Consider the following 13,568-nt stretch of genomic DNA (forward strand, 5'->3'; position numbering starts at 1 on the left):
CTTTAGATGAATATTGCATTACCTATTATTACGCTTGTCGTAGGTCTGATCGGCGGATTTGCCATTGGTGTTTTCTATCTGCGCAGACAAATGACAACGATGCAGAATGATCCTGAAATGCTGCAAAAGGTTGCAAAACAAATGGGCTATAACCTGAATGGTAAGCAAATGCAGCGTGCCCAGCAAATGCTCAAAAACAATAATCAGCCTGGACGTGCTCCTGCTGCTAAATCAAAACAGGGCCGCAAAGGCAGATAAACGGTTCCGGATAAATGAGATAAGGATAACCGGACGGAAGGGGGAGGCTTCATGGGAGGCATCAAGGAATACGTGAACGGCAAAGTTTCGGCGAACCGTGAGCAGATCGAGTACCACGTTGCGAAAATATTGGAATTAATCGGAGAAGACACCAGCCGTGAAGGATTGCTGGAAACGCCGGCACGAGTCACGCGGATGTACGAGGAGATATTTGGCGGTTATTCAATAGATCCCCGCGAGGCGCTCGGTGTAACATTTGATGAGTCTCATGAAGAACTGGTCATTGTAAAAGATATCGTCTATTACAGCCAGTGTGAGCATCACATGGCCCCTTTCTTCGGCAAGGTGCATATCGGCTATGTTCCAAGCGGACATATTGCCGGGCTTAGCAAGCTGGCCCGGCTGGTGGAGGCTGTAAGCCGGCGCCTGCAGGTGCAGGAACGCATTACAGCACAAATCGCGGACATTATGGTAGAGGTGCTGGGCCCGCATGGTGTGATGGTAGTTGTGGAGGGGGAACATCTGTGCATGTGCTCCCGCGGGGTGAAGAAACCTGGCAGCAAGACGGTAACCATGGCGACCAGAGGTTCTTTCCGTGAAGATGCTTCTGCACGCGCAGAGTTTCTGGCCTTGATTAAAGAATAGAGCGGAGAAGGCATAAACCCGATCCGCATCAGTCCAAGAAGCCCGCCCGACACTACGGTGTTGGACGGGCTTTTTGGGTTCCGCCGGGGAAGCGGAGCTCTTTCAGGCAGCTACAACGGAGACGGCGGCACGGTCAGTTTAATAAGGCTGCCACACCAGCTTGCGGGCTGCGGCATAACGTTCAGAGACGTAAGGCCAATTGACGACTTTCCACCAGTCTTTAATATAGCCCGCCCGATCACTCTGGTGCTTAAGGTAATAGGCATGCTCCCAGACATCCAGAGCCAGCAGCGGAACCACATCCCATTGCGACAGATTCTGGTGCTTCTCTGCGGTCAGGATTTCCAGCCTGCGGCTGCGCGGGCTCCAGACGAGAATCGCCCAGCCGCCGCCTTCAACCTTAGCCGCCGCTTCGCTGAACTGCGTCTTGAAGGCATCATAGCTGCCAAAGCTGCGTTCAATGCCATCAAGCAGCGCTCCGGTGGGGCGTCCGCCGCCTTGAGGCGACATGACATTCCAGAAGATCGTATGCAGATAATGACCGGCACCGTTGAAGGCCAGCTCCCGTTCCCAATGCTTAACGAGGTCAAAATCACCGCTTTTGCGGGCTTCTGCCAGCTTAATTTCCGCTTTGTTCAGTCCGTCTACATAGCTTTTGTGGTGTTTGTCATGATGTATAGTCATTGTCTTTTCATCAATGTACGGCTCCAGTGCATTATAGGCATAGGGAAGCGGAGGCAAGGTGTGACCGCCGATAGGTACACTGCCCGTTTCCCGGGCTTCGGGCAGCGAAGCATTGAGCCCTGCCTGCCCCTGCTCGCCCGGGCTGTCCGTCCTGTTATCCGAGGGGAGGGGAACTGGCTGATCCACGGCTGCATTCCGCATGAGTCCGGTGACCTGACCCGGGGTGCCCAGCGTTCCCAGCACAGCCAGGAAATACTCCGACTCGCGGATAATATGCAGGAGCACTGTTCCGGCAAGCGGCTGGGCCTTTACAGCTTTGCTTGCTTCCCGTAGGGCGTTCAGCTGGCGGATGAACTCGCGGGATTGGGCGCAGGAGGTGTGCACCAGCTGTTCCGTTTCGGCGGCAAGTCCTGCGTGTCCCGCAGGTGAGGGGCCGAGCGAGGCTTCCAGTAGCCGCCGTGCGGCCTGCTCTGTAGCTCCAAAGACCACAGCCCATTCGTCCAGCAATCTGACGTAAGGCTCCTCCAGGTTCGGAACAATCGCTTTGATGACCTCGGTATGCTCCTTCTCCTGGGTTTTCCAGAAAATAATTTCCTCGAGAATGCGCACAGGCAGCAGCGGCCCGTAGATATATAGCATTGCTGGCAGACCTCCCGTCATGATTCATTAACGCTTAAGTATATGAGCATAAAAGGGAGGTTATGAGAGTTAAAGGGTACGGCGGGAGCGCCAGCTGACAAAAAAGAATAACAAAAACGCACAGAGCCGTATTTTTTAATACACTCTGTGCGCTATTTTGCCTAAAGGTCCAGCGATTATTTGCTTGCGGTCGAAGTCTGGCTGTTCTCCTGAGACTTGGCCAGCTGGACATTGCCGAGAAAGGCGGAGACACGCCGCAGATACTCGCGGGGATGCTCACGGAAGAGCAGCTCATGGTGGCTGTCTTTTATAATCCATGAATCGGAGTACGGATTGCTCTGGTTTGCCGCCAGCTCCTCCGCAATCGGATAAGGTGCCTTATCATCCAGGGTGCCGTGCATGAACAGAATCGGGAAGGCATAGTCCTGTTTTTTTACCTTGGAGTAGGGAATCTGATTCAGCCCTGTACCGTTCAGCACGGGAAACAGCATTTCCATAATCTCAAGAGAAGGCTGGCGGGGAAGGTTGATATTCTGCTTGATATTATGGTAGAGCGTGTCCGGCTCCAGCAGGAAGGTGCTGTCCAGAATCATCGCATCGACATCCTTCGTCACAAGTCCCGCCTGGAGTGCAGTTCCTGCACCCATCGAGAAGCCCCAGACGACGATTTCGCTGGCTCCCCTCTCTTTGGCGAACTTGATGGCACCGAGCAGCTGCTGGGATTCTTTTTTACCGCCGGTGGCGATGTCCTTGTTAGTCTGGGAAGCAAAGCCGTAGTCGAACATGACGACATTGAAATTCAGGCTGTGCGCATAGTGTGCCAGGTCATACATCGGAACCCAGGTTTCTTCGCGGTTGGCCCCATACCCATGGCTGAAGACGATAGTCTTGGTAGAGCCTTTGGACGGAATGTACCAGCCCTGCATCGTACGGCTTCCATCCAGTGCAGAGAAGGCCACATCCTCATATTCCAGCCCTTTAGCGAGCATAGGTGTGGAATAAAGAGGGGCTACCGTCGGATTGGACAGCACCCAGGCGATGTAGGCATGGAGTGCAATGAAGCAGAAAACAAAAAAGAAAAATATCGACAATAAAAGTGCTACAACAATATGTTTAACTCGAATCATCCGCAGAGAAAGCTGGTGTGCTGCACCTGGCTTTTGCTTATCAGGCTTACGGGAGACCGGGGTGCCAGTTCGTGTAGTTGCCAGATCCATAACGTCCACTCCTAGAAAATAGTTCATATGTTTAATCGTAGGGTCATGACCCGGTAAAGTCAATGAATTCGCTCGTTTTGTAATCTAACTGTAAACTGGAACCCAAGCTTTTCCGGACCTGTGAATATGCTGGACTTTCTTTGGACTTTTGCTCTAAGATAGAGTTGATTATGTAGAATAATGTAACCGGGTTTCATTTAATGAAACAGGTAAGGGGAGAACGCTGTGGAGGACCGTAAATTGACTGTTCGCGCCGTAGAACGTGCGCTGGATATATTGCTTTGCTTTACACAGGAGAGCGATTTAAGCCTGACGGAAATTGCCGCCAAAATCAGTCTGCATAAAAGCACAGTACACCGGCTGCTGACGACACTGGAGGAGAAGGGCTTTCTGCTGCGCAATGAAGCGACGGATAAATACCGGCTCGGCATCCGCATCTGGGAACTGTCCACCCACCTGCCGACACTGGATGAACCGGCGGCACTGCTGCTCCCGGCAATGGAGCGGCTGCGTGACCGGCTCGGGGAGACGGTCAGCCTGTACTTGCGCGATGACCTGGAGCGCGTACGCATCCAGGCGGTTCAGAGCCGTCAGGCAATCCGGCGCGTAGCGCAGATTGGGGCCCGGCTGCCGCTGTCCGTAGGCGCCTCCAGCAAGGTGCTGGCTGCCTACGCGCCGCCTGAAGTGCAGGTGCGTCTGCTGGCTGACTCCTCCTGGCCGGAGGCGGTCGACCGAAGCCTCTATCTGGAGCAGCTGAAGGAAATTACACGCTGCGGCTATGCGACCAGCTTCGAGGAACGGGAACCCGGAGCGGCTGCAGTGGCCGTACCGATCGTCGGACGCAGCGGCAAGGTGGTGGCAGCCCTGTCACTATCGGGGCCGGTCAGTCGGCTGTCCCGGGAGACGCTGGAGCAATATGCGGCCATTCTGACAGAAAATGCAGCCGAAATGGGCCTGATGATCGATTAAACAAGACTATCCGTTATAGGAACGTAAGATGAGGGTAAATAAAAGTAAAGCAAAGGTAAAGTGGGAGTAAATTGGAAATGAAGAATTTGTCTATCTATGAGTTTTCGGTTGATTTTGGGTATGGGGTGATTCTATGAATATGAAAGTGGGAATACCCGATTCTTTGATGGAGGAGATTCAGCAGCTTCAAGACACGTTTGGTGCTGTGATGAGTCAGGCTATTGTGCTTACCGATCAGGAAGGGGACATGATCACCCGTCCCACAATCACCGGAAAGTTCTACGGGGAAATGCTGGCTTCACTGCAGGGATTCGAGCGGCCCTTTGGACCGCCGCTGCACCGGCTGGGCCCGATCTCACACCCTACCGTCTTGGAGGAGTGGATTCCGGGGTTGAAGTACGTTGTCAGTCCGCTGGTTTCGGGGTATGGCCAGACTTACTATTTATGGTCAGGACTTTACATGGAGCAGGGAGCCAAGGAACAGGTGCTGGAACTTTTCGGGGCCCGAATGAAGCATTACCCCGAATATAAGCAGCTACATGCTGAGCTTCTTGCTATGCCTGAATATAGCCAGGAACAGATAGCGGAAATCAGGGAGAAATTAACGGTTCTGGGCAGTCTGCTGTGTAAGTTGTTTGCCGGCTGGGTGGTTAAACCGCAGGAAGAACGAAGCAGTATGATTATGACCCGGCTTCTGGGCAATCTGGAAGAAGATTTTCTGAATATTGAAGCAGTACTGCAGATGCTGGCCGAGACGGCAGCGGGAGATTTGTATGCCTTGGCCATAGAAACGGACGAAGGCCAATTCAAGGTGAAGTATGCTGCGGGAAAGGATGCCCGTCTGCTGCTGAATGCGGTTTTTCAGCAAGGGGACGGCTTTTTGGGTCAGGCTGCGCTAGGTAAAGAGCCTCGTCATTGGCAGGCAGTTTCCAAAGATCCGAGAGCGCTCTTTTTCACTCAACTGGGACTGGAAATGCCCGAATATCTATCTTGTTATCCTGTTCGGATTAACAAGGGCAAAAGAGCCCTTATGTTCACAGCCGGCACAGGAAGAAACAGTTTGGAGAGCGGTAGCGGGCACCAGGAGAGAATGATTGCTTCGCTTCTGGGTATCTCAGAGCGGGGAGAAGAGCTGCTGCGCCAGGCGCAGCTATGCAAGGAAGGTACACTATGGCTTAAGGAAGCGGCGGCATTGCTTCCGCAGAGTGGATCTTTGCAAGAGCTGGGAGCACAGATACTTAATGTAGTGATGGGACTGCCATTTTATCCGTCTTCTGTACTGGTATACTTCCAGGATAAAGGATATCCTGCTAATACATATTTCGCCAGAGGATGGACGCCTGAGTCTGAAGCCTACTATATTCAGGAGCTGGAAGCCCGCTATTCACCGCAATCTTTTCTGTCGTCAGCCATTTTCCACGAGACTGCCATGGGGTCCCTCCTGCTTGAATGTCCATTGATGTCCGGGAATGAATTCAGGGGAGTGTTATCCGTTGGATTCAGGCAGCGGGAAGAAGCAGAGCGGTGGATGCCCCTGTTGGAGACTGTTGCCGCCCTGGCCGTGACGTCCATATGTCTTATCGAGAAGGACGCCAGATATTTGAAGCAGTCAGAATTGTTTCTGAGAAATTTACGCGAGTTTCTTCAGAGCAATCATTCCTTATTACAGAATCTCTCGCTGGATGTATCGGACATGGCCTGTACCTTTGCCCGCTTCCTCGGCCTTTCAGAAGCTGAATCGGAACAAGTGAAGCTGGCGGGTCTGCTGGCTCCGTTCCGGATTGAGCTTGTCGCGGAATACGGCTTTTTCAAGCCTGAGCTTATGGTGCTTAAACAGGTGGACCAATTGCCAGCCTGCCATTCAGAAATGGAGAAACCGGTCTTGCCGCCAGTTGTTCAGGTGCTGGCGCTTGTGCTTCACCATATCGGAGGACAGGCCGAGCCAGAACAGCTTGAAGGTTCTCCGCAAAAATGGATCGATCCGTCCAGGTTCCGCCTGAACTCTGCGGTGACTGCTATGGTGGGGGATCAGCTGCTGTCTTCGTTTCAGTCTTTTCTGCGGATTCATGAGGATTCACCGCCGAAGAAAAGGGTGATTGCCGGCAAAAGGCTGCTGGACAGTGCGGCCTTGACGCTGCCAAAGGAAGAATGGGGCATATCTCCGCGTGAGGAAGAAGTGCTGGAGCTGATTGTGCACGGGAAGACGAACAAAGAAATCGCCAGCGCCCTATTCATTAGTGAGCATACCGTCAAGAACCATTTGAGCCGTATCTTTACTAAAATGAATGTGACTGACCGATCACAAATTATCGCCTTGGTCTACAAGCGGATTTTGAGCTCGGAACGGATTGAGATTTAATATAGAAACAGCCCCCGGTGCTCACAGAGGAGCGCCGGGGGCTGTTTCTATATTTCTGATTCTATTGCGGTTAAGGCAGGTTTATTCCACCGGCAGTGCTGTTTCCGAAGCTGTAGCATCAGCCAGCATCTGGCGGAGCACTGTCTGCAGTATGCCGCCGTTGCGGTAGTAATCAATGTCAACGGTACTGTCCAGCCGCGCAATGACCGGGAAGTCGAACTGTGTGCCGTCTTCACGGGTGGCAGTGACGGTCAATTCCTGGCCCGGCAGCACGTTGTTGTCGAGACCGGTGATGTTGAAGGTCTCGCGTCCGGTCAGCCCCATGCTGCTCCAGCCGTGGCCTTCCTGGAACTGCAGCGGAAGTACGCCCATACCGACTAGGTTGCTGCGGTGAATCCGCTCGAAGCTCTCAGCGATGACGGCTTTGACACCAAGCAGCAGCGTGCCTTTGGCTGCCCAGTCGCGTGAGCTGCCTGTGCCGTACTCCTTACCGGCAATAACGACCAGGTTCTGTCCAGCCGACTGGTACAGCATGGAAGCGTCGTAGATGGACATGACTTCTTCACTTGGCAGGAAGGTGGTCACGCCGCCTTCTGTACCCGGAGCAACTGCATTGCGGATCCGGATGTTAGCGAATGTACCGCGCATCATGACCTCATGGTTTCCGCGGCGGGAACCATAGGAGTTGAAGTCGGCGCGTTCTACACCGTGACCGCGCAGATATTCCCCGGCAGGGCCGGAAGTGGAAATATTGCCTGCAGGCGAGATGTGGTCAGTTGTAACGGAATCACCCAGCAGCGCCAGCACACGTGCATTGCTGATGTCCTTGATATCGCCGATGCCGTCAGCCAGATTCTCAAAGAATGGCGGGTTCTGAATGTAGGTAGAGTTATCATCCCACTCATACAGCTCGCCTTCCGGAACAGGAATCGAATTCCAGCGTTCGTTAGCGGTGAAGACATTCTCATATTTGCGGCGGAACATTTCCGGACTCAGGGAGAGACCGATTGCTTCGCGGATTTCAGCGGAAGTTGGCCAGATATCCTTCAGGAAGACAGGCTCTCCCTGCGGGTCATAGCCGAGCGGCTCGGTCTGCAGGTCAATGTTAACCGTACCAGCCAGGGCGTAAGCGACAACGAGCGGCGGTGAAGCCAGATAGTTGGCTTTAACCTGGGCATGCACGCGGCCTTCAAAGTTACGGTTACCGGAGATCACAGCGGCTACTGTCATATCATGCTCTGAGATGGCCTGACTCACTTCGTCCGGCAGCGGACCAGAGTTACCGATACAGGTCGCGCAGCCGTATCCGGCCAGGTAGAAGCCCAGGGCTTCCAGCGGCTTCAGCAGATCAGCCTTCTGCAGATATTCGGTAACCACAAGGGAACCCGGAGTCAAGCTGCTTTTCACGTATCCCGGTTTGGTGAGTCCGCGTTCTACAGCCTTTTTGGCGAGCAGCCCCGCTCCGAGCATAACGCTTGGGTTGGAGGTGTTCGTGCAGCTGGTGATCGCGGCAATAACAACGGCTCCCGTGCCCATCTTGCTGGTGGTTCCGTTCTTATGCTGTACCTCAACAACCTCGGCAATCTTCTCATCGCTGAGGCCATATCCGCCTTTATCAACCGGTGTGCGGATAATACCTTCGAAATTCTCCTTCATGTGTGTCAGCTCTACCCGGTCCTGCGGACGTTTCGGTCCGGCAAGGCTCGGAACAACGGAGGCCAGGTCAAGCTCGATAATGTCGCTGAACTGCGGATCAGGAGTATCAGCAGTGCGGAACATGCCCTGTGCCTTATAGTAATCCCCGACTAGTTCAACCAGTTCATCCGGACGGCCGGTGCTGCGCAGGTAAGCCAGTGTCTCATCATCAACAGGGAAGAATCCGATTGTTGCACCATACTCAGGAGCCATATTAGCGACGGTTGCGCGGTCAGCCAGACTGATGTTGGCCAGACCCGGACCGTAGAATTCTACGAATTTGCCGACTACGCCCTTTTTACGGAGCATTTGGGTAACGGTCAATGCCAGATCGGTTGCTGTAGCACCTTCTACCAGACTGCCGGTAAGCTTGAAGCCCACAACATCCGGTGTCACAAAATACAGCGGCTGCCCCAGCATTCCGGCTTCGGCTTCGATACCGCCTACACCCCAGCCGACGACGCCAAGGCCGTTGATCATGGTGGTATGGGAATCGGTGCCGACGAGGGAATCCGGATAGACTACCGTTTCACCGTCGACGGTTTTGGTTGTTGCAACCGAAGCCAGATACTCCAGGTTAACCTGATGCACGATTCCAGTTGCCGGCGGAACAGCGCGGAAGTTGTTGAACGCAGTCTGTGCCCAGCGCAGGAAGCGGTAACGTTCTTCATTCCGTTCGAATTCAACGTTCATATTATAATCGAGTGCATCGGCAGTCCCGAAAGCATCAACCATTACGGAGTGGTCAATAACAAGGTCTACAGGCACCAGCGGATTGATCTTCTTGGGATCGCCGCCTGCCTTCTTAACGGTGTCTCGCATGGCTGCCAGATCGACAACGACCGGAACACCGGTGAAGTCCTGCAGAACGATACGGGCTGGGATAAACGGAATTTCTTTATTGCGGTCGATGCCGCCGGACCAGCCGGCCAGCTGCTTAACATGTTCTTCGGTAATCGCCCGGCCGTCATATTGGCGGACAGCGGCTTCAAGTAGTACTTTGATCGAAAAAGGCAGGGAGGAAATGTCGCCTGCACCTTGCTCTTCGAGGGAATTAAGATGATAGTAGCGATAAGTTTTGCCGCCTGACACCAGGCTCTTGGATAGCGAAAAATGGTCCTTGCTTGGCATAAATGCGCCTCCTTGTTTCATCTAATGAAACTCCATTTCATATTGCGTATATCTAAAGTATAACGGTTACATAGAGGAGAGTAAAGTTTTTTTTGCGGATTATTCGGCCTAGTTTTCCCCTGCTGCGGGCCGTTCCACACAGGCTTTTCCGTCATATGGAAATAGAAGGAGGATTGAAGAAGGGGCTATTTTCCACCCGAATTAAACACTGCTGCAGGGAGTCCGTGCCCAATCCCAGTTCCTGCCTGTTTCCGGCTGTATAGCTGCAGAGCTTCGCTCATATACATAGGACAGCAGCCAAATAGCGAAAGGCGGTCGTGAAATGGAGCAGGAGTGGAAACAGAGTCTCTATGTTTATGTGGATCAGGAGAATAAGGGGCGGGTCGCTCCGGGGATTATGCCGGTTCATCACTCGGTCAAGGACAGCCGGTTTCTCAAAGCCCATGGCGAACGGTCCCGCCGCCTTGCGGAGTGGTATGACCGCCGGGGAATTACACCGCTGCGCGGGGAGACCGGTGTCCGCACACTGCGGACCGTCCGGCAGAGCTCTGGTGAGGTTGTGGCCGATGTAGCCCTGCACAGCGCGTTTTATTATGAGAAGGGCGGAATCACGCACCGCGAGGATAAAATTGAATCGGAACGCCTGACCTTCGTCCGGACAGGGAAGAACTGGGATATTGTGAACATTGAGCGTAGTGTGCCCGAGAGGAACCTCCTGCGAAGAGCGGTTGAAACGGAGCCGGCACTGCGGATGTCCAAATGGGGGGAAGTTCTCCCTGACCCGCGTCCGTCACAGCCGCTGCTGAACCGCAAGGTGCAGCGCAGCATCAGCGGCGCAAAAGAGGTGCGTTACCGCCGGGAGGAGGCGGCTGCCTATGCCGACCGCTGGTGGAAAGACGGCAATCCGGAGTTTGAGGTTTTCGAGGTGGATTGCACGAATTACGTCTCCCAATGTCTCTTTGCAGGGGGAGCGCCTATCAACTATACTGGTAAAAGAGAAACGGGCTGGTGGTACAAAGGCTATAATGGAGCCCAGGAATGGTGGAGCTTCAGCTGGGCCGTGTCGGACAGCCTAGAGCGTTATTTGAGCGGCCACCGGAGCAGCGGTCTTCGCGCTGAAGCCATGGAGCGTCCGGACCAGCTTAGCCTCGGCGATATTATCCAGTATGACTGGGACGGCAACGGCCATTACCAGCACAGTACCATTGTTACTGCTTTTGACGCGGAAGGTATGCCGCTGGTGAATGCCCGGACCGTCAGCAGCCGCCATCGCTACTGGGATTACCGTGATTCCTATGCATGGACCGACAGAACGGCCTACCGTTTTTTTCATATCAATGACTACTTATAATTCAGAAAGAGGTTAGGGCATGGGGAATACGAAATGTACCGTAGGACTGGTGTACGGAGGCAAATCCGGAGAGCATGAGGTATCGCTGCAGACGGCTTTTGCAGTCATGAACGCTTTTGACTACGATAAATATGAAATTATTCCATTCTATATTTCCAAGCAGGGGTTGTGGAAAGTGGGGGAGAAGCTGACAGCCCCGTATAGCGGGATAGAGCAGCTGAAGCTCTCTGATGCAGCAGGAGATATGGGAACAGCACTGAACGCCGTATTCAGCGGGCTAAGCGGGGGCGCGCAGGCGGTTGACGTCATGTTCCCGCTGCTGCATGGAACGAACGGGGAAGACGGTACGATTCAGGGATTATTTGAAATGGCGAATATCCCTTATATCGGTGCAGGTGTTCTGGCTTCATCCGCAGGGATGGATAAGGTTGTGATGAAGAAGCTGTTCGGCGAAGCGGGACTGGAGCAATGCGAGTATTGCTATTTCAGCGCCGGTGCATGGAAGCGTAAAAGCCATGAGCTAATCGTCGGTGTGGAGGATAAACTCGGTTATCCGGTATTCGTCAAGCCGGCCAATCTGGGCTCGAGCGTCGGCATTTCCAAAGCTGTAGACAAAGAGAGTCTGGTTAAGGCTGTCGAATTTGCCCTCCGTTATGATACCAAGGTTATTATTGAGGAATTTGTTGATGCCCGTGAGGTAGAAGTTGCCGTTCTGGGGAATGAGGAGCCTGAAGCTTCGGTTCCGGGTGAAATCGTATCTTCTGGAGAATATTATGACTATGCGGCAAAATATATCGACGGCAAGTCGCAGATGCTGATCCCCGCCCCGCTGGATTCTGAAGTCGCCGACCGCCTGCGTGAAGCGGCACTGCAGGCTTTCCGGGCGATTGAGGGCAGCGGCATTACACGGGCAGACTTCTTCCTGCGCAAATCAGACGGCAAAATTCTGATCAATGAAGTAAATACGATGCCGGGCTTTACGCCTTTCAGTATGTATCCGCTCCTGTGGCGCGAAACCGGTGTGTCCTACCAGACGCTGCTGGACCGCATGATCGAGCTGGCGCTGGAGCGGTATCAGTTTAGACAGGGCCTCAAATACGACAACGAATAATATCAAAGCTGAGCGGCGGATTTCATCCGGCCGGGAAGGAGAATCGAAGCTATGGGATTTCAATCGGAATTCAATTCAGTCTGCAAATTCAAGAATGAGCAGGAGCTATACGAACTGCTGGAGTACGGGCGTACCAAAATGGTAAAGCAAGGCTTCCGCGTGTATCCTACCGGCCAGAAGGTCATTGCCTACACCCCTGAGAATGTAGCGGTGGCGATTGTCAAGATTTCCGCCTCGATTGCAGAGATTAATTTTCAGGGCAATGAAGTAACAGCGGTTGAGATGGACCTGGTACGCAAGCTGAATGAGGAAGAGTCACGGGTGCAGACTGCGCTTGCCTATGAAATGTTCTTCGGGGAAGAAGGATGATTGTCCGCTTCGGTTATGTGGCCATGTCAACAGTCATCAAAGATTGCTCTCCCTCCAAGACCATGACCATGTCCAGCTTCAACAAGCTGGGTGACCGCGAAGCTGCGCTGCGGCGTCTGGAGCAGCTGGCAAAGATGAACCTGCATAATACGCTGCGGCTCTTGAAGCATAACGTCGGCTCGGATATTAAGGTGTACCGGTTGACGTCCAAGCTGATCCCGCTCGCGACGCATCCCGACTTGCAGGACTGGAACCCTTTTGCGGCGCTGGCCGAGGAGTTTGCTGAGGTCGGTGAATATATTAAAAAACACGGCCTCCGGGTTTCCTTTCACCCGGATCACTTCACCGTCCTGAGTACGCCCCGCCCCGAGGTGCTGGCCAGTTCCGTCCGTGATTTACAGCATCATACCGATATGCTGGATGCGCTGGGACTTGCTGCAACCGCCAAGAACAATATCCATATCGGCGGGGCTTACGGGGACAAGCCTGCAGCATCGGCGCGGTTCAGAGAAAATTTTGCAGCGCTGCCGGCAAGGCTGCAGGAGCGGATGACGCTCGAGAATGACGATAAGACGTTCAACGCGCCCGAGACGCTGGAAGTCAGCCGCAGTCTGGGGCTGCCGATGGTGCTGGATATTCATCACCAGTGGGTCAACAATGAGGGCGAGCTGCCCTGGGAGCTGTGGCCGGATATCATGAAGACCTGGAAGAGTGAGCTTGCCCTGACGGATGTCCGGCCCGGTGAACTGCTTCCGCCCAAAATTCATGTCTCCAGCCCCCGCAGCCCCTCTGATCCCCGCAGCCATGCGGACGGGGTTGAGCCTGCGCCACTGCTTGCTTTTCTGAAGCGGATTGCGGCGGATACGCCTGCTGTCGATGTTATGATTGAAGCCAAATTAAAGGACGGTGCACTGTTCGGGCTGATGGATGCCATGAAGGAGCTGGCGGAAGCCGGTAACGGAATTACAGTGCTGGATGGAGCAAGTGTAAATATTGAACCCTAGACAAGACAAACCGGATCTCCGGCAACAAGATCTTAGACAAGGTTTGACTTGATAAGTATTCTGAAATAGGGTACGTTGAATGAAACTTAAGCAGCAGGAAGTGCGCTTAATAGAAGTGTTTCACGGGAGAGCGATC

Annotated in this window: 11 protein-coding genes; 8 read left to right on the top strand and 3 right to left on the bottom strand. The window is 53.6% G+C overall.

Annotation, left to right across the window (positions count from 1 at the left end; genetic code table 11):
• The first annotated feature begins 6 nt into the window (after positions 1-6).
• Positions 7-258 carry a YneF family protein gene (locus L6H70_RS20125; protein ID WP_206103028.1) on the top strand — a complete coding sequence of 84 codons (252 nt, stop codon included), beginning with the start codon at positions 7-9 and terminating at the stop codon, positions 256-258.
• A gap of 51 nt (positions 259-309) precedes the next feature.
• Positions 310-903, top strand: a complete 594-nt coding sequence (gene folE, locus L6H70_RS20130) for a GTP cyclohydrolase I FolE (RefSeq protein ID WP_236335864.1) — start codon at positions 310-312, stop codon at positions 901-903.
• A 138-nt stretch (positions 904-1,041) separates the two neighbouring features.
• Here folE and L6H70_RS20135 read toward each other — a convergent pair whose 3' ends face one another.
• Together L6H70_RS20135 and L6H70_RS20140 are read right to left on the bottom strand one after the other, a co-directional pair.
• Positions 1,042-2,226: a Fe-Mn family superoxide dismutase gene (locus tag L6H70_RS20135; RefSeq protein ID WP_236335865.1), complete on the bottom strand. Its 1,185-nt coding sequence runs from the start codon at positions 2,224-2,226 to the stop codon at positions 1,042-1,044.
• 176 nt (positions 2,227-2,402) lie between these two features.
• Positions 2,403-3,443 (bottom strand): alpha/beta hydrolase, encoded by a 1,041-nt coding sequence (locus L6H70_RS20140; protein ID WP_236335866.1) that lies wholly within the window; start codon positions 3,441-3,443, stop codon positions 2,403-2,405.
• A gap of 225 nt (positions 3,444-3,668) precedes the next feature.
• On the opposite strand from L6H70_RS20140, the gene L6H70_RS20145 reads away from it, so the two are divergent.
• A complete protein-coding gene (locus L6H70_RS20145; RefSeq protein WP_206103034.1) occupies positions 3,669-4,412 on the top strand; it encodes an IclR family transcriptional regulator in 744 nt (247 codons plus the stop codon).
• Positions 4,413-4,545: 133 nt separating this feature from the next.
• Complete coding sequence (locus L6H70_RS28725; protein WP_279306777.1) at positions 4,546-6,771, top strand: response regulator transcription factor; 2,226 nt, start codon at positions 4,546-4,548, stop codon at positions 6,769-6,771.
• Positions 6,772-6,852: 81 nt separating this feature from the next.
• Here the strand turns inward: L6H70_RS28725 and acnA are convergent, their stop codons facing one another.
• The gene (gene acnA, locus L6H70_RS20155) at positions 6,853-9,597 is read right to left on the bottom strand and encodes an aconitate hydratase AcnA (protein ID WP_236335867.1); all 2,745 of its coding nucleotides are present in this window, start codon (positions 9,595-9,597) and stop codon (positions 6,853-6,855) included.
• 322 nt (positions 9,598-9,919) lie between these two features.
• Between acnA and L6H70_RS20160 the strand changes: the two genes are divergently transcribed.
• Genes L6H70_RS20160 through uvsE form a run of 4 tightly spaced genes read left to right on the top strand, consistent with a single transcriptional unit; the run spans position 9,920 to position 13,432 of the window.
• On the top strand, positions 9,920-10,948 hold the full coding sequence (locus L6H70_RS20160; protein ID WP_236335868.1) for an amidase domain-containing protein: 1,029 nt from the start codon (positions 9,920-9,922) through the stop codon (positions 10,946-10,948).
• Between the two features lie 19 nt (positions 10,949-10,967).
• Positions 10,968-12,059 carry a D-alanine--D-alanine ligase gene (locus tag L6H70_RS20165; protein WP_236335869.1) on the top strand — a complete coding sequence of 364 codons (1,092 nt, stop codon included), beginning with the start codon at positions 10,968-10,970 and terminating at the stop codon, positions 12,057-12,059.
• A 51-nt stretch (positions 12,060-12,110) separates the two neighbouring features.
• Positions 12,111-12,428: a hypothetical protein gene (locus tag L6H70_RS20170; RefSeq protein ID WP_036723794.1), complete on the top strand. Its 318-nt coding sequence runs from the start codon at positions 12,111-12,113 to the stop codon at positions 12,426-12,428.
• Positions 12,425-13,432 carry a UV DNA damage repair endonuclease UvsE gene (uvsE, locus tag L6H70_RS20175; protein WP_236335870.1) on the top strand — a complete coding sequence of 336 codons (1,008 nt, stop codon included), beginning with the start codon at positions 12,425-12,427 and terminating at the stop codon, positions 13,430-13,432. Before L6H70_RS20170 ends, uvsE begins: the two co-directional genes overlap by 4 nt.
• Positions 13,433-13,568: the final 136 nt, after the last annotated feature.

Origin of the sequence: Paenibacillus auburnensis (genome assembly GCF_927798115.1) — a bacterium.
Taxonomy (GTDB): domain Bacteria; phylum Bacillota; class Bacilli; order Paenibacillales; family Paenibacillaceae; genus Paenibacillus_AQ; species Paenibacillus_AQ auburnensis.